The following is a 20,294-nucleotide window of genomic DNA, read 5'->3' as shown; positions in this document are numbered from 1 at the left end:
AAGTGAGCATCGTAGGGAGCCCTAGCGACCGAGGAGCGGAGCGGAGGAGGCGGACGGGGTACACAGTCATCAGTGCGCTCCGGCGAGTGCGGCTTGTTCGGCCGAGAAGTACGGCGCCTTGCGACCCTCGATGTAGTCCAGGTAGTCGTCCCGGAAGTACTTCAGCGACGACGTCACCGGGCTGGTCGCGCCGTCACCCAGCGCGCAGAACGACCGGCCGAAGATGTTGTCGCAGGTGTCGAGCAGCGTGTCGAGGTCGGCCTTGGTGCCCTGGCCGGACAGGATCCGGCGCAGCACCTGCACCATCCAGTAGTTGCCCTCGCGGCACGGGGTGCACTTGCCGCACGACTCGTGGGCGTAGAACGCGATCCAGCGGTAGGTCGCGTACACCGGGTCGTCCTGGTCGCTGAACACCTGAATGGCCGTGGTGCCCAGCATGGAGCCGGCCGCCGCCGCGCCCTCGAAGTCGAGCGGAACGTCGAGGTGCTCCGCGGTGAACAGCGGCGTCGAGGACCCGCCGGGCGTCCAGAACCGGAGTTCGTGGCCGTCCTTCATGCCCCCGGCCAGCTCGAGCAGCTCGCGCAGCGTGGTGCCCATCGTGCACTCGTACTGCCCCGGACGGTTCACCCGGCCGGAGATCGAGTAGATCTTCGGGCCGGGCGACTTCTCGGTGCCCATCGACTTGAACCACTCGGCCCCGCCGAGCACGATGTACGGCACGCTGGCGATCGTCTCGACGTTGTTCACCACGGTGGGGCCGCCGTAGAGGCCGGCGACCGCGGGGAACGGCGGCTTGAGCCGCGGCTGGCCACGGTAGCCCTCGAGCGAGTCCAGCAGCGCGGTCTCTTCGCCGCAGATGTAGGCACCGGCGCCGGAGTGGACGACGAGTTCGAGGTCGAACCCGCTGCCCAGGATGTTGCGGCCGAGATAGCCGCGGGCATAGGCCTCGTTGACCGCGTTGCGCAGCCGACGGGCGGCGTGCACGGCTTCGCCACGGATGTAGATCGCGGCGAAGTTCGCCCGGATCGCGTAGCTCGCGATCACGATGCCCTCGATGAGGCCGTGCGGGTCGGCCATCATGTACGGCAGGTCCTTGCAGGTGCCGGGCTCGCCCTCGTCGGCGTTCACCACGAGGTAGTGCGGCTTGCCGTCACCCTGCGGGATGAATCCCCACTTGAGACCGGTCGGGAAGCCCGCGCCGCCGCGGCCGCGCAGACCGGAGTCCTTGACCAGCTGGATCAGGTCGTCGGGGTGGGCCTTGATCGCCTTGCGCAGCCCGGAGTAACCGTCGAGCCGCTCGTAGACCGAGATCTTCCACGCCTCGGGCGAGAGCCAGCGCTTGGTGAGGACCGGGGTGAGGACTTCGCGCTCGCTCATTCGGCGTCCCCTTCAGCGTTCGCGGTGCGCGGATCGGTCGGCGAGGCGTCACCGGCCGGCTTGGAGTCGATCGCCGGCTCCGGAACGGTCGGCGAGGTCTCGGCCGGGTTCTCCGGCGTCTCGACGTCCCTCACCTGCGGCTCGGTCGCCGGCTGGGCCGGCTGGGTGGGAGCCTGCTCGACCGCCGGGGCCGAGCGTTCGGTGCCCGGGCGGCGGGTGGCGCGCTTGGCCGGTGCCTTGTTGGCCGGCCGCCGGCCGGAGGGCTCGGCGGTCGCCGACACGGTCGGCCCGGTGGTCCGCCTGCGCGTCCGCGGCGCGGGCTTCCCGGTCTCTCCGGCGGACGCTTTGTCGGCCGGCGTCGTGTTGTCAGCAGACTTCGTGTCGTCGGCGGACGCTTTCGCGGCCGGCGTGGACGGGGCGGCGGGCTCGGAGGCGGGCTGGACCGGGATCAGCGCGGCCGGCGGCTCGGCGCTCTTCGGCCCGTCAGCCGTCGCGGCGGTCGCGGCCTTGTCGGCCGAAGCAGCCCCAGCGGGCGTCTCCGCAGCCGGCGCAGCCTTCCCCGCAGCCGGCGCGGCGTCGGGAGCAGGAGCGGCGGGAGCCGGGGCCGCGGGGGCAGGAGCGGCGGGGGCAGGAGCGGCGGCCTTTGCGGGGGCCGGGGCGGCGTCCTTGTCGGCCTTCCTCGGGATCGGCGTGTTCGGGTAGTACCCCGGGACGCTGACCCCGCGCTCCTCCGCGATCCGGTTACCGGCGACCGTCGGCTCGACGCCGATCATCGCGTCGGCCACCGAGTTCCGGTTGTCGTCGAACCCGGCGAGCTGCCGCGACATCTGCTTGAACGAACAGAGCCCGGCGCCGCGCGTCGGCATCGGACGCTCACCGTCCTGGAGCTGCTTCACCAGCGTCAAGGCCGAGCCTTCGTCCACCTGGTCGAAGTACTCGTAGTTGACGGTCATCACCGGCGCGTAGTCGCAGGCCGCCAGGCACTCGGCGTGCTCCAGCGTGATCTTGCCGTCTTCGGTGGTCTGGTCGTGCCCCACCTCGAGGTACTGCGAGAGCGCCTCGTAGGCCTTGTCGCCCCCGAGCACCCCGCACATCGTGTTGGTGCACACGCTCACCAGGTACTCGCCGGTCGGCCGGCGCTTGTACATGGTGTAGAACGTCGCGACGGCCGCGACCTCGGCCTTGGTGATGCCGAGTTGCTCGGCGCAGAACGCGATCCCGGCCGGGCTGACGTATCCGTCCACCGACTGCACGAGATGCAACATCGGCAGCAGCGCCGAACGCGAGCGTCCCTCGGGGTACCGGGCGACGATCGTCGCCGCCTGCTCGATGAGGTCCGTGCGGACGGCTTCGTTGGTAATTTCACTCATTCCGGTCTCGCCCACGTTCGGAGCCTGAAGTGAGGCTCGTGATTTCACGACGGGTCAGCGAATCCCTCATCGGTCGACCCCACCCATCACCGGGTCGAGGGAGGCGCCGGAAGCGATCGCGTCCGCGATCGGGGCACCCTCGACCATCGCCGGGAAGGCCTGCAGGTTGATGAAGCTGGGTTCGCGCACGTGGACGCGGTACGGCCGGGTGCCACCGTCGCTGACGACGTGGAAACCCAGCTCGCCCCGGGGCGACTCGACCGCGGTGTACACCTGGCCGGACGGGACCCGGAAGCCCTCGGTCACGAGCTTGAAGTGGTGGATCAGGGCCTCCATCGACTGGCCCATGATCTGCCGGACGTGCTCGAGCGAGTTGCCCATGCCGTCTGCGCCGAGCGCAAGCTGCGCCGGCCACGCGATCTTCTTGTCACCGACCATGACCGGCCCCGGGGCCAGCCGGTCGAGCGCCTGCTCGACGATCTTCAGCGACTCGCGCATCTCGTTGATCCGCACGAGGTAGCGCCCGAACACGTCGCCGGTGGTCTCGGTGATGACGTCGAACTCGTAGTCTTCGTAGCCGCAGTAGGGCATCTGCTTGCGCAGGTCCCAGGGCAGGCCGGCCGAGCGCAGCACCGGCCCGGTGATGCCGAGCGCCAGGCACCCGGTGACGTCGAGGAACCCGACGTTCTTGGTGCGGGCCTTCCAGACCGGCTGGCCGGTGAGCAGCTTCTCGTAGTCGTTGATCTTGTCGCGCATGTACGGGATGAACTCGTGGATCTTCTCGACGACGCCGACCGGCAGGTCTTGCGCCAGGCCACCCGGGCGGACGAACGCCATGTTCATCCGCAGACCGGTGATCTCCTCGAACAGGTCGAGCACGTGCTCCCGCTCGCGGAAGCCGTAGATCATCATCGTGGTCGAGCCGAGCTCCATGCCCGTGGTCGCCAGCCAGACCAGGTGCGAGCTGATCCGGTTGAGCTCCATCAGCAGGACCCGCAGCGTGTTGGCGCGCTCGGGCACCTCGATGCCGAGCAGCTTCTCCACCGCGAGGCAGTAGCCGGTCTCGTTGAAGATCGGCGAGAGGTAGTCCATCCGGGTGACGAACGTGGTGCCCTGCGTCCACGTCCGGTACTCGGTGTTCTTCTCGATGCCGGTGTGCAGGTACCCGATGACCGTGCGGGCCTCGGTGATCGTCTCGCCCTCGAGCTCGAGGACGAGACGCAGCACGCCGTGCGTCGACGGGTGCTGGGGACCCATGTTGACGACGATGCGCTCACTGGCCAGCGGATCTTCGGCGTGGATCGAATCCCAGTCGCCACCGGTGACGGTGTAGATCCGTCCTTCGGTGGTTTCGCGCGAGCCGGCGTAAGGATCGCTTGTCTGAGTCATCAGGCCACCTCCTGGCCGGTCACCGGTAGGCCCGGCGGGTGTCGGGCGGCGGGATCTCCGCGCCCTTGTACTCGACCGGCACGCCACCGAGCGGATAGTCCTTCCGCTGGGGGTGGCCGTCCCAGTCGTCCGGCATCAGGATCCGGGTCAGCGCCGGGTGCCCCTCGAACAGGACGCCGAACATGTCCCAGACCTCGCGCTCCTGCCAGTCGGCGGTCGGGTAGATCTCGGTGACGGACGGGACCCGCGGGTCCTCGATCGTGACCGCGACCTCGAGCCGGATCCGGCGCCGGAACGTCATGCTCGTCAGCTGGTAGACGACGTGCAGCCGCCTGGCCTTTTCCTCGGCGTCGACGCCGGACGGAGCGTCCAGGTAGTCGACACCGGAGACCGAGCTGCACAGCTCGAAGCGCAGGCCGTCGGAGTCGCGGAGCAGCTTGCAGACCTCGGCGATCCGCTCCGGACGGACGTAGAGCGTCAGCTCGCCGCGGTCGACCACCACCCGGTAGACCGTCTCTTCGAATCCGACGCCGGCGCTGGCCACCGCGTCGCCCAGCAGGTCGACGACCTCGTCGAAGTACCCGCCGTAGGGGCGCGGGGTCGCGTGCGGGTCGGCGACGGGGCGGACCAGGCCGCCGAATCCGGACGTGTCACCGGTGCCGGAGACGCCGAACATGCCCTTCTGGGCCGCCTGCTGGTCGCCGGGCCCCGCGGCGTCGGGCCTGACAGGATCGTTGCCCTCGATCGTCACTTGCGCGTCCCCGTCTTGAAGAGCTCGGCCGTCTTCTCGATCCGGTACTGCTCGGCCCGGCCCTCGGCCTCGGCCTGCTCCCATTCCTTGCGGAGCGTCTTGTCGTACCGGAAGGAGGACGGGATCGTCCCGTAACGCTTCGCGGTGCCGTTCGCCTTGGCCTCGGCGAGTTCGGCGCGGCGCTTGGGGCCGAGCGGCTCGTGCATGACCTTTTCGTGCAGCTTGAGGACTGCGTCCAGCAGCATCTCCGGCCGCGGCGGACAGCCCGGGAGGTACATGTCGACCGGGACGACGTGGTCGACGCCCTGGACGATCGCGTAGTTGTTGAACATTCCGCCCGAACTCGCGCAGACACCCATCGACAGCACCCATTTCGGGTCGGGCATCTGGTCGTAGATCTGCCGGAGAACCGGTGCCATTTTCTGGCTCACCCGACCGGCCACGATCATCAGGTCGGCCTGGCGCGGAGTGGCGCTGAAGCGCTCCATTCCGAAGCGCGCGAAGTCGTACCGGGCGGCGCCGGTCGTCATCATCTCGATCGCGCAGCAGGCCAGACCGAACGTGGCCGGCCACATCGACGACTTGCGGCTCCAGTTGACGAGCTTCTCGACGGTGGTCACCAGAACCCCGCCGGGGAGTTTCTCTTCCAGCCCCATGGCGCGGACCCCTCTCAGAGTGAACGGGCTAGTCGGGGGGCGACTCAGTCCCAGTCGAGGCCGCCGCGACGCCACACGTACGCGTAGGCGACGAACACGCTAGCGATGAACAACACCATCTCCACCAGCCCGAACACACCGAGCGCCTCGTTGGCGACGGCCCACGGGTAAAGGAAGATGATCTCGATGTCGAAGACGATGAACAGCATCGCCGTCAAATAGAACTTGATCGGGAACCGGCCTCCGCCACTCGCCTGCGGTGACGGCTCGATACCGCATTCGTAGGCTTCGGCTTTGGCCTTGTTGTACCGCTTCGGCCCGACGAACGCCGCTGCTCCGACGCTGAACACCGCAAAGAACGCAGCGAGTATGAAGAGGCCGACGATCGGCATATAAAGCGCGAGTGAACCACCGGTGTCCATCGGTTCCCTTCCCTGACGTCGGTGTGCAGCGAGGAAATGCCGTGAAAACGTAGATCAGACTGCGGGCGCGAGCTTGGTCAGGCCGTTGATGACCCGGTCCATGGCGTCCCCGCCCCGAGGATCCGTGAGATTCGCGAGCAATTTGAGCACGAATCGCATGAGAAGCGGGTGCGGCAGCCCGTGCCGGGTCGCGACCTTCATGATGTCGGGGTTGCTGATCAGCTTCACGAACACGCCACCGAGACGGTAATAACCGCCGTACCGCTCGGTCAGCAGCGTCGGGTACGCGCGCAGCGCCCGCTCGCGGTTCGGCCCGGCCGGACGCGCGAGGGCCTGAGCGGCGACCTCGGCGGCGATCTCGCCGGACTCCATCGCGTAGGCGATGCCCTCCCCGTTGAACGGGTTGACCATGCCGCCCGAGTCGCCGACGAGCATCAGGCCGCGGGTGTAGTGCGGCTTGCGGTTGAAGCCCATCGGGAGCGCCGCGCCGCGAATCGGCCCGTCGGCGTTCTCCTCGCGGAAGCCCCACTCCTCCGGAGTGCTGGCCATCCAGGTCTTGAGCAGCTGGCGGTAGTTGACGTCCTTGAACGCCGCCGAGCTGTTCAGGATGCCGAGACCGACGTTCGACCGGCCGTCACCGAGGCCGAAGATCCAGCCGTACCCGGGCAGCAGGCGTTCGCGGCCCTCGACCTTGTCCCACAGCTCCAGCCAGGACTCGAGGTAGTCGTCCTCGTGGCGCGGGCTCTGGTAGTACCGCCGGACCGCGACACCCATCGGCCGGGCCTCGTTTCGGGCCAGACCGAGCGACAGGGCGAACCGGCCGGACACGCCGTCGGCCGCAATCACCAGCGGAGCCCGGTAGGTGGCCGGAGTCTTCTCCGGACCGACCTCGGCCTCGACGCCCACGACGCGCCCGGCCGTCGACAGCACCGGACCGGTGACCGTCGTCGACGTCTGCAGCCGCGCACCGGCCTTGACGGCGCCCTTCGAGAGCATGTCGTCGAAGTCCATCCGGGTGCGGGTGAGCCCGTAGTTCGGGTACGCCGCCAGCTCGGGCCAGGGCAGCTCCATACGGACGCCGCCGCCGATCACCCGGAGGCCCTTGTTGTGCAGCCAGCCCGCCTCGACCGAGGTGTCGATACCCATCGAGACCAGCGAGCGCACCGCCCGGGGCGTCAGACCGTCTCCGCAGACCTTCTCGCGCGGGAACTCGGTCTTCTCCAGCAGGAGGACGTCGAGCCCGGAAGTGGCGAGGTGATACGCGGCAGCCGACCCGGCCGGGCCGGCGCCGACGACGATGACGTCGGCGTTCATATCGGCGGTGTCGACCACGGGGGGCTCGGCACCGCGGGAAGCGGGCTCGGTGGTCACGGCTGCCTTTCGGGGCTCTAGCAGGGCTTGCGTGCGCTTGTGAAAATGTTCACGAACTAGGCACGGGCAGTCTATGCCGCCCCTCGCGAGGCTGGGTACTAAGGCTGACCTAACACCCGCTGGCCCTCGGGTGATCGAGTGGTGGCGAGCGGGTCGTCAGCGCTGTCTGCGTGGGCAGCTTTGTGCGGTTATATCCGGGCGCGACGAGCACGCCGGAGCGTGGAGGCAGGGTCACAAAAAATCGAAGTGAAGAGTAGCGTGCGCGGGAAAGTGAATCGCTACATATACGTATTTGTAGCGTTCTTTGCGGGCGTTTCTTGGAGGCTGTTGATGCGTCGGACCGCAGCGCTCGTCCTGGCGGCTACCGCCCTGGTCGCCGCCGGATGCGGCCGGACGGACCCCGCCGATCGGCCGGAGTCGGTGGCGTCCGGGGCGCTCGAGGCACCGCGGCCGATCGTGGCGCAGGGAACGTTCAGCCGGTATTCGCCGGGCAACAAGGCGATCTCGTACGACTCCTCGCTGGTACCGGCCGGTGCCGAGGCGCACCTCGTGGTCGCGCAGATCGTCGACACCACGACCGTGACGCTGTCGGTCAGCAAGCTGCTGCCGAACCGCACGTACGGGGCCCACCTGCACACGAAGCCCTGCGGTGCAGCCGGCGACGCGGCCGGGCCGCACTACCAGCACCGGATGGACCCGGCCGCGTCCGCGTCGCCGCCGTCGGTGAACCCGGCGTACGCGAACGCGCAGAACGAGGTCTGGCTCGACGTCACGACCGACTCGCAGGGCGACGGCACCAGCAAGAGCACCCAGATGTGGGTGTTCTCGGAGACCCCGAAGTCGCTGGTCCTCCACGCCGACAAGACCCAGACCATGGCCGGCCGAGCCGGCACCGCCGGAAAGCGCATTGCGTGCCTGACCGTCGGCGCCTAGCCCTGTTTTGCAGTGACCGTAGGCGCGCGGCGCCGTTTTGCACTGACCCGGAGCCCGCTGAGGGCGACGCTGACAATCGAGCGCGCCGACGTCGTTACACCGGCGAAGCGTAATAAGAAGGCACGCTCGCTTGTCAGCGTCGTTCTCAGCGGGCCGCCCTCAAAGCATGGTGGAGGGTGACTATGCCGCCGGTCAGGTTGCGCCAGCGGACGGCGTTCCAGCCGGTGTCGGCGACCGTGCGGGCCAGTCGCTCCTGCGTCGGCCAGGCTCGGATCGACTCGGCCAGGTACACGTAGGCGTCGGGCGCGCTGCTCACGGCACGGGCGACGCGGGGTAGCGCCTTCATCAGGTACTCGGTGTACACCGTGCGGAACGGCGCCCAGGTCGGGTGGCTGAACTCGAGGACGACGAGCCGGCCGCCCGGCTTCGTCACCCGCGCCATCTCCGACAGCCCGGCCGCCGTGTCGGCGACGTTGCGCAGCCCGAACGAGATCGTCACCGCGTCGAACGTCGCGTCGGGGAACGGCAGGTGCATCGCGTCGCCGGCCACCAGGGGGACGCCCCGGCCGCGCCCCTCGCGGAGCATCCCGAGCGAGAAGTCGCACGCGATCACCTCGGCACCGGAGTGCGCCAGCTCGGCCGTCGACACCGCGGTTCCGGCGGCCAGATCGAGGCACCGCTCCCCCGGACGCAGGTCGAGCACGTCCGCGGTGATCGCCCGCCACTTCCGGTCCTGCGCGAACGAGAGCACCGTGTTCGTGAGGTCGTAGCGTGGAGCGACCTGGTCGAACATCGACGCCACGTCGCTCGGCAGCTTGTCCAGGGAGGCCCGCGTCATGGACACAGCCTAATCGGCGGTTTCCCAGAACCACTGGCCCGGTTGTTTAACCCGGGAGTAACCTACTGGCGCGTAAACTACCGACCCGAGGGAGCCCGCCGTGTCGCCCTTAGATCCCCGGCAGTTGGCCGAGATCGATCCGAAGAAGATCAGCGTCGAGGAGTTCGAGTCGCTGCTCGCCGCCGCGTCCGAGGAGAGCCTGGACTCGCTCGACCCGGCCGCGTTCGCCCGGCTGATCGGCCGGGCCCGGCGGGACCAGCTCGAAGCGGTGATGAACAGCCCGCTGCGGACGGCCGTCCTCGATCAGATCCTCCGGCGCTTCGCCGACCACTACCGGGCCGGCGAGCCCCGGGCCCGGAAAGTCATCCACTGGAACGTGACCGGCGGTCCGGACGGTCGCACGGACGAGTTCGAACTCGTGCTGCACGGCGACCGGTGCGACGCGAACGCCACTGCGCAGTACGAGGCCGACACCACGATCATCCTCGGCGGCCCCGAGTTCCTGCTGCTGACGTCCGGCAACGGCAGGCCCACGACGATGTTCATGACCGGCAAGCTCAAGGTCCGCGGTGACTTGGGCCTGGCCGCGGTACTCGCCAAGATCTTCGTCATCCCGGCCGCCTGAGATGTACGCCGGGCAGCTCGCCACCACGCTGATCAGGGCCGGGATCATCGCGCCAGGGCGTCCCGACCGGGTGACCAGGCAACTCGTCGCGCTCAAGAGCTGGGGCCTGAGCCTGGCCGGTGGCTACACCAGCGCCGCGGCCCGCGACCCCGAGCGGATCGCGCTGATCGACGAGCGGCGCCAGGTGACGTTCGCCGAGCTGATCGACCGCGCGACCCGGATCTCCCAGGGCCTGACGGAACTCGGCGTGCGGGGCAAGACCCGGGTCGCCGTGCTCTGCCGCAACCACGCCGGGCTGATCGAGGCGCTGGTCGCGTCCGCGATGCTCGGCTCCGACACGGTGCTGCTCAACACCGGGCTCCCGGCCGCCCAGATCCAGACGGTCCTGCGCGAACAGCAGGTCGAACTCCTCATCGCCGACGAGGAGTTCCTCCCGCTCGTCGGCGACCTGCCGCCAGGCGTCCCCCTGGTCGTGGCCTGGACCGAAACCCCGACGACCGGAAGCACGACGACCGGAAGCACGCTCGAGGACCTGGTCGCCACGCACCCCGGCGGCCGGGCCGCCCCACCGGAGATCGTCGGACGGACGATCGTGCTGACGTCCGGCACCACCGGAGCTCCGAAAGGCGCGCGACGGCCGCCGCCGCACGGGCTGGGCGCGCTCGCGTCGATCCTGTCGAAGATCCCGCTGAAAGTGCGGGACACGATCGCGATACCGGCGCCGCTGTTCCACACCTGGGGTTTCGCCGGCCTGCAGGTCGGGATGGGCCTGCGGGCGACGCTGGTACTGCGCCGCCGGTTCGATCCGGAAACCACGCTCAGGGATCTCGCCGTGCACGGCGCCGGCGGCGTGTTCGTCGTCCCGATCATGATGCAACGCATGCTGGAGCTGCCACCGGACGTCCGCGCAGCCCACGACCTGAGCGCGCTGCGCGCGGTCGCGAGCAGCGGGTCCGCGCTGATCGGTGATTTCGCGCCGCACTTCATGGACGCCTTCGGAGACGTGCTCTACAACCTGTACGGGTCCACCGAGGTGTCGTGGGCGACGATCGCGACCCCGGCCGACCTCCGCCGGGAACCGCGGACCGCGGGTGGCATGCCGCTCGGCACGCGGATCACGATCCTGGACGAGAACGGGAGCGAACTGCCGGTCGGCGTCACCGGCCGGATCTTCGTCTCCAACGGCATGCTGTTCGAGGGCTACACGAACGGCGCGGGCAAGGAGGTCCGGGGCGACTTCATGAGCACCGGCGACGTCGGCCACCTCGACCGGACCGGCCTGCTGTTCGTGGACGGTCGCGACGACGACATGATCGTGTCCGGCGGCGAGAACGTGTTCCCGCGCGAGGTCGAGAACATCCTGGCCGAGGCGGACGGGGTGCGTGAGGTCGTCGTCGTCGGCGTGCCCGACGACGACTGGGGGCAGCGGCTCGCCGCCTACGTCGTGCTCGGCGAGGGCCACACGCTGGACGAGGACGCGATCCGCGCCCTGGTGCGCGATCGCGCCGCCCGGTTCTGCGTGCCGAGGGACGTGTTCTTCCTCGCCGAGCTGCCCCGCAACGCGACCGGCAAAGTAGTCCCCCGCCTGTTGAGGGCGGCCCGCCCAGACCAACGCTGACAGGCGAGCCCCAGGTCAGAACCCGGCTACGCGTGGCGGTTGGCTGCTGCTATGGCTAGTTCGCGTAGGGCGTCGCGGCCTTCGGGGGCTAGGGGAGCGGCGTCCAGTACTGCCAGCGCGTGTTCGCAGCGGTCGGCGATCATCCGCTCGACCCGCTCGCACGCCCCCGAGTCGACGATCACCCCGCGGAGCGCGTCCACGTCCAGCGACGGGTGGCCGAGCTGCGCGGCCAGCAACTCCTGCCCCGCCGGCGACGCGTGCGTACGGGTCAGCGCGATCAGCGCGGTCTGCTTGCCCTCGCGCAGGTCCTCGCCCGACGGCTTGCCGGTCACCGCGCTGTCACCGAACACACCGAGCAGGTCGTCACGCAGCTGGAACGCCTCACCGATGGGCAGCGCGAACGCGGTGTACGCGTCCACCACCGCCGCGGGCGCGCCCGCCACGGCCGCGCCGAGGTGCAGCGGCGCCTCCACCGTGTACTTGCCGCTCTTGTAGCGGGCGATCCGCAGCGCACGCTCCAGCGACACGCCACCGCGCGTCGGTGCGGCGATGTCGAGGTACTGCCCGGCCATCAACTCCAGGCGCATCGACGCGAACACGTCCCGGACCCGGATGCCGGCGCCGGACGACACCAGCATCTGCTCCGAGAGCACCAGCAGCAGGTCGCCCAGCAGGATCGCCGCCGCCGAGCCGTACCGGTCGGGGTCGCCGTGCCGCCCCGCCGCCTGGTGCGCGGCCGCCAGCGCCCGGTGCGCCGACGGGCGTCCGCGACGCAGGTCGGAGTCGTCCATCACGTCGTCGTGGATCAGCGCGAACGCGTGCAGGAGCTCCAGCGAGGCCGCGGCCCGGACCAGCTCCTCGCCGTCCGGTGCACCGGCGGCCCGGCCACCCCAGTACGCGAACAGCGGCCGGAGACGCTTCCCCCCGGCCAGCACCGCGGCCTGCAGCGGTGCCTCGAGGTCGGACAGCTCCTCGCCGACCCGGCCCAGCACCGCCGTGTAGTCGGCGAGGAATTCCTCCAGCACCAGACCGACGCGTGTCCGCACGTCCACGCTCGTCGGTCTGGGTTTCGGCACGACGGACCTCCGAGCCGTGCTGGTGGTTCGCGTGCTCATGTCGACCTCGTCCCATCCGGCTGCGCATCGCTTCTGAGTCGATTAACGCTGACTCGATTCCTACCGTGAGAGGCGTCGGCCCGCATCTCGAGACGCCCCGGTACCGGTCGGTCCGCCCAGCGCCGCCAGCACCCCCTCCACGGCTTCGACGAGCGTCGTCGGCAACGCGACGCCGTTGGGCAACCGTCGGCGGGCGGTCACCCAGCCCGGCCCGGCCGCCACCATCCTGAGCGGACGCCCGAGCCCCGACAACCGTGTGAACACGGTGGGATCAGCGTTGTCCGGTATCTGCGACCAGAGCACGACGACCGCGGGCCCGGTCCGGCGCACGGCCTCGACCATCGCGTCGGCCGGGACCCGCGCACCGAGGATCCGGGTGCCGCGCCGGGCCTCCCGCAGCGCGGCGGCCAGCGCTTCGAGCGGCAGCGTGTGCTGCTCGTCGTCGACCGACGCGAGCAGCGTCCGCGGTGGGGCGAGCGCCGGGATCGGCTCGTCGTTGTTCCGCGACCGGCGCGGACCCGACGGGCCGGGCATCACCATCCGCAGTTCGGTCGAGATGTGCCAGGACAGCAGGTGCTCGATTTCGATGACGCTGTGCCCGGCCTGCCAGCGCTGGCCCAGCGCGGTGAGCACCGGAACCAGCACCTCGGTCCAGGTCAGCACCGTCCCGTAGGTACGCAGACAGGTCCGGATCTCTTCGGCGATCGCGTCCGAATCCATGCTGCCGGCCGCCCGGGCCAGCCCACGTGCCGCCGCCTGGGCCAGCCCGACCGGCATCACCCGCCGGCTCGGAACCCGCGCGGCCGGCCGGGCCGCGGGCTCAGCCAGCTCGTCGACCCGGGCCGCCAGAGCGGTGCGGGCCGCGTCCGCCGGCGACACGCCCTGGAACGTCAGCCGCCGCATCATCTCCAGACGGCGGACGTCCTCCACGGAGTAGCGCCGGTGCCGCCCGGCCTCGTGCTCGCTCGGCCCGAGGCCGTACCGCTGGTCCCAGGTCCGCAACGTGGTGACCGCGACGCCGAGCCGCCGGGCGACCGCACCCGCGGTCAGACGCGGGCCGGTCCAGGACGGGCGCACCGTCTCGGACGCACCACCGCGCTCGTCACTCGCCACCTACAGATGATCGCGCGCCCCGCTGGATCTCGCGCGCCGAGATCACTCTCAGCTGGCCTCGACCAGCGGCAGGGTGCGTCCGACGCCGCCGCCGGGCAGAGCGGTCGACGCGAAGTGCGACACGATGTGGTCGTCGGTCGGGTCGTTCGCCGGGTCGGTGTGGACGACCAGGTGGCGGTAGAGCGTGTCGCGCTGGGCCGGTACGCGTCCTGCGCTGCGCATCAGGTGGATCAGCTCGGTGCGGTTCGAGCGGTGCTTGGCCCCGGCGCTCGACACCACGTTCTCCTCGAGCATCACCGAGCCGAGGTCGTCCGCGCCGAAGTGCAGCGTGAGCTGGCCGATGTCCTTGCCGGTCGTGAGCCAGGAACCCTGCAGGTGCCGGACGTTGTCGAAGAACAGCCGCGCGACCGCGACCAGCCGCAGGTACTCCAGCCCGGTGGCCTGGGTCTTGCCCTTCAGGTGGTTGTTCTCCGGCTGGTACGTCCACGGGATGAACGAGCGGAAACCGCCGGTGCGGTCTTGCACGTCACGGATCATCCGCATGTGCTCGATGCGCTCGGCGTTGGTCTCGCCGGTGCCCATCATGAACGTGGCCGTCGACTCGACGCCCAGGCCGTGCGCGGTCTCCATCACCTCGAGCCAGCGCTCACCGGACTCCTTCAGCGGCGCGATGACCTTCCGCGGCCGCGCGACCAGGATCTCGGCACCGGCACCGGCGAACGAGTCGAGCCCGGCCGCATGGATGCGGGTGATCGCCTCCTCGATGGAGACGTGTGACACCTTCGACATGTGCTCGACCTCGGACGCCCCGAGCGAGTGCAGCGTCAGCGACGGGAAGTCGCGCTTGATCGCGCTGAACACGGTCTCGTAGTACTCGACGCCGTACTCCGGGTGGTGACCACCCTGCAGCATGATCTGGGTCGCGCCGAGCTGCACGGCCTCGTCGCATCGCCGGAGGATCTCGTCCAGGTCGTGCGACCAGCCCTCGTCGTGCTTCGGCGCGCGGTAGAACGCACAGAACTTGCACGCGGTGACGCACACGTTCGTGTAGTTGATGTTCCGGTCGATGATGTACGTCGCGATGTTGGCGATGTCGCCGTACATCCGGCGCCGGACCGTGTCGGCGGCCCCGCCGAGCGCGTGCAGCGGCGCGTCGGTGTAGAGCAGCAACGCCTCGTCCGGCGAGATGCGGCCACCGTCAGCGGCGCGCTGGAGGATGTCGGCAGTAGCAGCGGTTCCGGTCACGCAGTCGAGGGTACCCGGGCCTTCCGGCCGGAGATCGGTGTCCGACGTCGTCGGCGGCCGGGGCCCGGTCAACGAACCGTGACGTCGACGGAGTGCCAGCCCTGGGATCCGTCCGGCGCGGGGGGCGCGTACCGCTCGGACTGGGTCTCGCCGTCGGCGTTCGTCGCCCGCGCGGTCAGCGTGTGGTCCCCTTTGACGCCGTTGTCCCAGTCCCAGTGCCACTGCCGCCAGGTGTCGCGCGAGTCGGCCGTGGCCAGCGTCGCCGGTTGCCACGGGCCGTCGTCGACCCGCACCTCGACCTTCTCGATCCCGGTGTGCTGGTCCCAGGCGACACCGGCCACCGTCACGGTGCCTCCCACCTTCGCTCCGGCGCGCGGGGTGTCGATCCGCGACGCGGTCTTGATCGGCCCCTGCTGGGCCCAGCCGCGCGGGACCCAGTACGCGTCGAAGTCGCTGAACCGCGAGAGCTCGAGGTCGACCAGCCACTTCGTCGCGGACACGTAGCCGTACAGACCGGGCACGACCATCCGCACCGGGAACCCGTGCGCGACCGGCAGTGGCTCGCCGTTCATCCCGATCGCCAGCAGCGCGTCGCGTCCGTCCCGGCAGGCCACCGTCGGGGTTCCGCAGGTCCAGCCGTCGGCCGAGCGGCCGACGAGCTGATCCGCGTCCGGGTGCGGCGCCACCTCGTCCAACAGGTCTTTCAGCCGGACGCCGAGCCAGCGGGCGTTTCCGGCCAGGTTGCCACCCACGTCGTTCGAGACGCAGGTGAGCGTCACGTCACGCTCGACCAGGGGCATGCCGAGCAGGTCCTGGTAGGTGAGCGAGATCTCGCGACCGACCCGGCCGTGGATCTTCAGTCGGTAGCTCTTGGGGTTGACCTGCGGGAGCACGAACGCGGTGTCGACCCGGTAGAAGTCGCCGTTCGGGGTGAAGAACGGGGTGATGCCGTGGACGTCGAGCTCGGTGCCGGCCGGGACCGGTGGTGCCGGATCAGCGGGTTTCGGCAGGCGGATCGCCGCTCGCTCGTCGCTGACGCCCCGCCAGCGAGCGACCCCCCGTCCGGTGCCCCCGACGACGACCGCCGCCGCTGTGGTGCCGCCCGCGAGATACAGGAACGCCCGCCGGGAGGCCGCTCCGCCCCCGGTGACCGGAAGCGGCGGAGGCCCGACGGGCTGGGGAGCGGAGCCGGCCGCACCCCCGACATCGGCCGGCTCCGCGGCACGGGCGGAGTCCTCGGCGGCCAGTGCGCGCGGTACCAGCCACGACAGCACCGCCAGGCCGACTCCCGCGCCGACCACGGTCGGCCAGACCGAGGAACTGGTCGAGTCAGGCCGAGAAGCCGTTGCAACTACCCCAATTACCGCAAAAGCTATAATTACCAACAATCCATACGCTACCCGACGCCGAGACAGAATGCCTGCCAGCGCCGCGACGCCGGCGAGCACCAGCACGACGATTCCGGTGAGCACCGGCTTGTCCCAATGCCCGAGCGTCCGGATCCCGAACTGCTCCATCGACCTCGGGATCCGGTCGACGATCTCGCCGGACACGGCGGTCAACGGCGAGGACGACGGTCCGACGAACGCGGCCACCACCTCGGCCGCACCCAGCGCCGATGCCGCCGACGCCAGCCCCGCCAACGCCGGTAGCCCGGGCAGTGTCCAACCCCGTCGTGTCGTCACGTCCGTCAGCATCGCGCCGAGCCGCAACTACAGCTCGACGAACTCCGGCCCACCGGCCGGAAGCGGCGGCACTTCACCGGCCTCCGCCGCCTTGGCCGCGAACGCGCGCAGCCCCTCGACCTGGCGTGCACCGAGCGAGAAGTCGAGCGTCCGGAAGTAGTTGGCCAGCGTCGCGGCGTCGAACACCTCCCAGCGGGCGGCGTCCGCGGCGACCTCGTCGATCTGCGTGAGACAGAGGTCACGCGAGCGCAGGAACGCGTCGTGCACGTCCTTCACCTGGCCGGGGTGCCTCTCGACGAAGTCGCGCCGAGTCGCCCAGACCGCGAACACCATCGGGGTACCGCTCCACTCGCGCCAGGCCGCGCCCAGGTCGGTTACGGTCAGGCCCCTGCCGGGGCCCTCGTAGAGAGCGCGCAGGGCGGCGTCGCCGATCAGGACACCGGCCTCGGCCTCCTGCATCATCACGCCGAGCTCGGGCGGGCAGACGTAGTAGTCCGGCCGGACGCCGTACCGCTCCGCGAGCAACATCCGGGCCAGCAGCACGCTGGTCCGGCTGGTGGACCCCAACGCGACGCGCCGGCCGTCCAGCTCGTCGAGCGGCCGTTGCGACACGATGTTCACCGACAGCACCGGGCCGTCCGAGCCGACCGCGATGTCCGGCAGGAGCAGCAACTGGTCGGCGTTGCGCAGGTACTCGACCAGGCTGATCGGCCCGATGTCGAGGTCACCGCGCACCAACGCGTCGTTCAGCCGGTCGGGCGTGTCTTTGCTGAGCTCGACGTCCAGCAGCGCACCGGTCCTGACCAGCCCGTAGTAGATCGGGAGGCAGTTCAGGAACTGGATGTGTCCGACCCGGGGGCGTCGGGGGGCTTCCTTCACCCTTCCGACAGTACGTCGGGTTCAGACGACCAGAACGCTGCCCTGGGAGTCGATCCGGTCGGCCTCCAGGTCGTCGAGCCAGATGCCACCGGTGCCCAGATAGCGGAACCGGTGCTCACCCGCCGGCAGCGTGAGCGTCACGCTGCGGGTGCCGTTGCGGCGGGGGGTCAGCTCGTGTTTGCCCGGTTGCCAGCCGTTGAAGTCGCCCACGACGCTGACGGACTGCGTCAGGTCGTCGATCGGCAGGGTGAACGTGACCTTGGTCTTGGCGTTGTCCAGCGGTGTGCGCTTGAGCACGAACGGACTCCTCTCCCTGCCAGTGTGCGTCCAATATCGCACGATTAATGCCAGTTAGACCAGTTTTCTTGGTCCATCAGAAATCAGCTCTCGGCCGAGGGTCCCGCAGCCGCCTCACCGGCGCCGCGTCCAGCCCGACCAGGACGCCGGTCCGAGCCGGCCCGGCCACACGAACCTTCGTCAGCGGGACGCACCTCGACGTCATCGCCCGGGATCGGGACCACACCGCTGATGAGGCACGGCTGACGCGGGCCGCATCTCAGGAACTGGTTCGCCTCAGAGCGTCCGCAGCCGTATCGTTCTTGGTCTTGCCGCCGACGGCGGCGAACATCACGCCAGAACCCCGTCGAAGCCGGGCGCCCCGGAGCGAGGCCGATCGTCGCGCCGGGCCTAGGGCAGTGGGGACCATCCACCGGTCCCGGAGGCCCCAATGACGTCGTTGGACACCGAACTCGCACACGAAGCCACTCACCTCGAAGCCTCTCGCGCGGCGCTGGCCGCGATGCGCCAGCGCACCGAGGAACTGACCCGTAGCGACGCCGCCGGCGACCCGTTCTCCGCCGAGATGCTCGCCCGCGCTCTGGCCAAGCGCATGGAGCAACTCCTCGACGACGGCACCACCCCGCTGTTCTTCGGCCGCCTGGACTTCGGGGCGAGCGGCACGCTGTACGCGGGCGAGACCTTCCACGTGGGCCGCCGCCACGTCACCGACGCGAGCGGCGAGCCGATGGTCGTCGACTGGCGCGCCCCGGTGTCCACCGCGTTCTACCAGGCCAGCGCCGTAACGCCGGAAGGCGTCCAGCGACGACGCCGGTTCGGGTTCGACCGCGGAGCGCTCACCTCGTTCGAGGACGAGCAGCTCACCGCCGGAGAGGAATCGGGGCTGGGCTCGCGACTGCTCACCGAGGAGATCGAACGGCCTCGTGTCGGCCCGATGCGCGACATCGTCGCCACGATCCAGCCCGATCAGGATGTGCTGGTCCGCGCGGAACTCGACACGAGTCTGTGCGTCCAAGGCGCCCCGGGCACCGGAAAAACTGCCGTGGGCCTGCACCGCGTCGCCTACCTGCTCTACGCCTATCCCGAGCGCCTCCGCCGCGCCGGGGTACTGGTCGTCGGCCCGAACACCGCGTTCCTGAGCTACATCAGTCAGGTCCTGCCCGCGCTCGGCGAGGCCGACGTCAAGCAGATGACCATCGACGACGTCGTCGCGCACGGGCCGGTCACCGCGATCGACGACCCGGCCGCCGCCCGCGTCAAGGGCGACGCCCGGATGGCGACGGTCCTGACCAACGCACTCGCAGCCGGGTTCGCACCACCCACCGAGCCGATCGTGCTCGTCGAACCCGGCGTGCGCCTGCGCATCGGCCCCGGAGAGCTCCGCACGATCCTGGCCGAGACGAAGGCCGGTTACGTCTCCGGCGTCCCGTACGCGACGAGCCGCGACCGCGCCGCGCTCCAAGTCGCCGAACGATTCCGCCGTCAGCGCGAATACCGCGGCGGCGCACCATCCGACTCCTGGGTACGCCGCGTGGCCCGGTCGAAGCCCGTCCGTGCGTGGCTCGACCAATCGTGGCCCGCTATCACCCCGACTGGCCTGGTCAATCGGATCCTGGCCGAACCCGACTTCCTCGCCGTCGCCGCCGAAGGCATCCTCACCGCCGACGAGCAGGCCGCCATCATCCGGCCCGCGCAGCGCCGCCCGAAGTGGTCGGCCGCCGACGCGGCGCTCATCGACGAGGTCGCCGGCCAGCTCGAACGAGTCCCCGGATTCGGGCACGTCCTCGTCGACGAGGCCCAAGACCTCTCCCCCATGCAGGCCCGCGCCATCGCGCGCCGGTCACGACACGGATCACTCACCGTCCTTGGCGACCTCGCCCAAGGCACCGCCGTCCACGCCGCCACCGACTGGAAGGCCTTGCTCGCCGACCTCGACAAGCCGGACACCCAGATCACCCCGCTGACGACCGGCTACCGCATGCCCGCCGAGATCGTCGACTACGCCAACCGCCTCCTGCCCGCCCTCGCCACCGGCGTCGCCCCGGCCACCTCGATGCGCCGCACCACAGGCGCACTCGACGTACGCGCAGTCCCCGACCTCGACGACACACTCGCGGCGGCCATCGCAGAAGCGATGGCACTCCCGGGCTCGATCGGTGTCATCAGCGCCGATGCCGAGACACCCGGCGTCGCCGCCCGGCTGGCCGCCGCCGGAGTACCTGTCGCCGTCGAGCTCTCGCCCACCGAACCCGAGGCGACCGAGCGACCCGTCACCGTGCTCGCGGCCAGCCTCGCCAAGGGCCTGGAGTTCGACACCGTCATCGTCCTCGAACCGGCGGCGATAGTCGCCGCGGAGCCACGCGGACTGAACCGCCTCTACGTGGTGCTGACCCGAGCCGTCTCCCGCCTGATCGTGCTCCACACCCGGCCGTTGCCCGAGTCCCTGGCCAGCAATTCCAGTACCAAAGTCGACCCATGCCTCGATCCTGGACGGCCGGATGCGTCCTGACCTGCGGCCGTGCGTCCTCTGGCCCGGTGACGACAGTTGTCAGCGCCTCGAGAGGACACGGTCGCGGCCGAGGAGACGAGCGTAGTCGGCTCCGTACAGGA

Annotated in this window: 17 protein-coding genes and 1 pseudogene; 4 read left to right on the top strand and 14 right to left on the bottom strand. The window is 70.1% G+C overall.

Going from position 1 to position 20,294, the window contains the following annotated elements; genetic code table 11:
* Positions 1 to 69 precede the first annotated feature (69 nt).
* The 7 genes and pseudogenes from nuoF to ACIBZJ_RS31575 all read right to left on the bottom strand — a co-directional run bounded on the left by nuoF (position 70) and on the right by ACIBZJ_RS31575 (position 7,279).
* On the bottom strand, positions 70 to 1,377 hold the full coding sequence (gene nuoF / locus ACIBZJ_RS31605) for an NADH-quinone oxidoreductase subunit NuoF (protein WP_395936092.1): 1,308 nt from the start codon (positions 1,375 to 1,377) through the stop codon (positions 70 to 72).
* A 479-nt stretch (positions 1,378 to 1,856) separates the two neighbouring features.
* Positions 1,857 to 2,747, bottom strand: a pseudogene (nuoE, locus tag ACIBZJ_RS31600) (NADH-quinone oxidoreductase subunit NuoE); the annotation flags it as partial.
* A 66-nt stretch (positions 2,748 to 2,813) separates the two neighbouring features.
* A complete protein-coding gene (locus ACIBZJ_RS31595) occupies positions 2,814 to 4,136 on the bottom strand; it encodes an NADH-quinone oxidoreductase subunit D (RefSeq protein ID WP_395936090.1) in 1,323 nt (440 codons plus the stop codon).
* A gap of 19 nt (positions 4,137 to 4,155) precedes the next feature.
* Entirely contained in the window at positions 4,156 to 4,887 is a 732-nt protein-coding gene (locus tag ACIBZJ_RS31590) for an NADH-quinone oxidoreductase subunit C (RefSeq protein WP_395936088.1), read from the bottom strand.
* Positions 4,884 to 5,543 (bottom strand): NuoB/complex I 20 kDa subunit family protein, encoded by a 660-nt coding sequence (locus tag ACIBZJ_RS31585; RefSeq protein WP_395936086.1) that lies wholly within the window; start codon positions 5,541 to 5,543, stop codon positions 4,884 to 4,886. The genes ACIBZJ_RS31590 and ACIBZJ_RS31585 overlap by 4 nt, the downstream gene beginning before the upstream one ends.
* A gap of 44 nt (positions 5,544 to 5,587) precedes the next feature.
* Entirely contained in the window at positions 5,588 to 5,965 is a 378-nt protein-coding gene (locus tag ACIBZJ_RS31580; protein WP_395936084.1) for an NADH-quinone oxidoreductase subunit A, read from the bottom strand.
* A gap of 54 nt (positions 5,966 to 6,019) precedes the next feature.
* Positions 6,020 to 7,279: a geranylgeranyl reductase family protein gene (locus tag ACIBZJ_RS31575; protein ID WP_395936082.1), complete on the bottom strand. Its 1,260-nt coding sequence runs from the start codon at positions 7,277 to 7,279 to the stop codon at positions 6,020 to 6,022.
* Positions 7,280 to 7,666: 387 nt separating this feature from the next.
* Here ACIBZJ_RS31575 and ACIBZJ_RS31570 point away from each other — a divergent pair, with 387 nt between their 5' ends.
* The gene (locus tag ACIBZJ_RS31570) at positions 7,667 to 8,269 is read left to right on the top strand and encodes a superoxide dismutase (RefSeq protein WP_395936080.1); all 603 of its coding nucleotides are present in this window, start codon (positions 7,667 to 7,669) and stop codon (positions 8,267 to 8,269) included.
* Between the two features lie 145 nt (positions 8,270 to 8,414).
* On the opposite strand, the gene ACIBZJ_RS31565 is transcribed toward ACIBZJ_RS31570, so the two are convergent.
* On the bottom strand, positions 8,415 to 9,107 hold the full coding sequence (locus ACIBZJ_RS31565) for a demethylmenaquinone methyltransferase (RefSeq protein ID WP_395936078.1): 693 nt from the start codon (positions 9,105 to 9,107) through the stop codon (positions 8,415 to 8,417).
* A 100-nt stretch (positions 9,108 to 9,207) separates the two neighbouring features.
* Here ACIBZJ_RS31565 and ACIBZJ_RS31560 point away from each other — a divergent pair, with 100 nt between their 5' ends.
* Positions 9,208 to 9,732 (top strand): SCP2 sterol-binding domain-containing protein, encoded by a 525-nt coding sequence (locus tag ACIBZJ_RS31560; RefSeq protein WP_395936076.1) that lies wholly within the window; start codon positions 9,208 to 9,210, stop codon positions 9,730 to 9,732.
* A 1-nt stretch (position 9,733) separates the two neighbouring features.
* Positions 9,734 to 11,350 carry an AMP-binding protein gene (locus tag ACIBZJ_RS31555; protein WP_395936074.1) on the top strand — a complete coding sequence of 539 codons (1,617 nt, stop codon included), beginning with the start codon at positions 9,734 to 9,736 and terminating at the stop codon, positions 11,348 to 11,350.
* A 26-nt stretch (positions 11,351 to 11,376) separates the two neighbouring features.
* Here ACIBZJ_RS31555 and ACIBZJ_RS31550 read toward each other — a convergent pair whose 3' ends face one another.
* The 6 genes from ACIBZJ_RS31550 to ACIBZJ_RS31525 form a co-directional block, all read right to left on the bottom strand.
* The gene (locus ACIBZJ_RS31550) at positions 11,377 to 12,396 is read right to left on the bottom strand and encodes a polyprenyl synthetase family protein (RefSeq protein WP_395936072.1); all 1,020 of its coding nucleotides are present in this window, start codon (positions 12,394 to 12,396) and stop codon (positions 11,377 to 11,379) included.
* Between the two features lie 129 nt (positions 12,397 to 12,525).
* Complete coding sequence (locus tag ACIBZJ_RS31545; protein WP_395936296.1) at positions 12,526 to 13,542, bottom strand: MerR family transcriptional regulator; 1,017 nt, start codon at positions 13,540 to 13,542, stop codon at positions 12,526 to 12,528.
* 84 nt (positions 13,543 to 13,626) lie between these two features.
* Positions 13,627 to 14,823: a cyclic dehypoxanthinyl futalosine synthase gene (gene mqnC / locus ACIBZJ_RS31540; RefSeq protein WP_395936070.1), complete on the bottom strand. Its 1,197-nt coding sequence runs from the start codon at positions 14,821 to 14,823 to the stop codon at positions 13,627 to 13,629.
* Positions 14,824 to 14,891: 68 nt separating this feature from the next.
* Complete coding sequence (locus tag ACIBZJ_RS31535) at positions 14,892 to 16,520, bottom strand: molybdopterin-dependent oxidoreductase (RefSeq protein ID WP_395936068.1); 1,629 nt, start codon at positions 16,518 to 16,520, stop codon at positions 14,892 to 14,894.
* Between the two features lie 15 nt (positions 16,521 to 16,535).
* On the bottom strand, positions 16,536 to 17,387 hold the full coding sequence (locus tag ACIBZJ_RS31530) for a menaquinone biosynthetic enzyme MqnA/MqnD family protein (protein ID WP_395936066.1): 852 nt from the start codon (positions 17,385 to 17,387) through the stop codon (positions 16,536 to 16,538).
* Positions 17,388 to 17,408: 21 nt separating this feature from the next.
* A complete protein-coding gene (locus ACIBZJ_RS31525; RefSeq protein ID WP_395936064.1) occupies positions 17,409 to 17,684 on the bottom strand; it encodes an isoamylase early set domain-containing protein in 276 nt (91 codons plus the stop codon).
* A gap of 430 nt (positions 17,685 to 18,114) precedes the next feature.
* Between ACIBZJ_RS31525 and ACIBZJ_RS31520 the strand changes: the two genes are divergently transcribed.
* Complete coding sequence (locus tag ACIBZJ_RS31520) at positions 18,115 to 20,193, top strand: HelD family protein (RefSeq protein ID WP_395936062.1); 2,079 nt, start codon at positions 18,115 to 18,117, stop codon at positions 20,191 to 20,193.
* The last annotated feature ends 101 nt before the right edge of the window (positions 20,194 to 20,294 follow it).

The sequence above is a fragment of the Cryptosporangium sp. NPDC051539 genome (assembly GCF_044454545.1).
Taxonomy (GTDB): Bacteria; Actinomycetota; Actinomycetes; order Mycobacteriales; family Cryptosporangiaceae; genus Cryptosporangium.
This window is presented reverse-complemented; position numbering and strand designations above follow the sequence as displayed.

Coding starts and splice junctions, on each gene's coding strand:
- nuoF (WP_395936092.1), bottom strand. CDS start 1,377: ATGAGCGAGCGCGAAGTCCTCACCCCGGTCCTCACCAAGCGCTGGCTC.
- ACIBZJ_RS31595 (WP_395936090.1), bottom strand. CDS start 4,136: ATGACTCAGACAAGCGATCCTTACGCCGGCTCGCGCGAAACCACCGAA.
- ACIBZJ_RS31585 (WP_395936086.1), bottom strand. CDS start 5,543: ATGGGGCTGGAAGAGAAACTCCCCGGCGGGGTTCTGGTGACCACCGTC.
- ACIBZJ_RS31580 (WP_395936084.1), bottom strand. CDS start 5,965: ATGGACACCGGTGGTTCACTCGCGCTTTATATGCCGATCGTCGGCCTC.
- ACIBZJ_RS31575 (WP_395936082.1), bottom strand. CDS start 7,279: ATGAACGCCGACGTCATCGTCGTCGGCGCCGGCCCGGCCGGGTCGGCT.
- ACIBZJ_RS31570 (WP_395936080.1), top strand. CDS start 7,667: ATGCGTCGGACCGCAGCGCTCGTCCTGGCGGCTACCGCCCTGGTCGCC.
- ACIBZJ_RS31565 (WP_395936078.1), bottom strand. CDS start 9,107: ATGACGCGGGCCTCCCTGGACAAGCTGCCGAGCGACGTGGCGTCGATG.
- ACIBZJ_RS31555 (WP_395936074.1), top strand. CDS start 9,734: ATGTACGCCGGGCAGCTCGCCACCACGCTGATCAGGGCCGGGATCATC.
- ACIBZJ_RS31535 (WP_395936068.1), bottom strand. CDS start 16,520: ATGCTGACGGACGTGACGACACGACGGGGTTGGACACTGCCCGGGCTA.
- ACIBZJ_RS31520 (WP_395936062.1), top strand. CDS start 18,115: ATGACGTCGTTGGACACCGAACTCGCACACGAAGCCACTCACCTCGAA.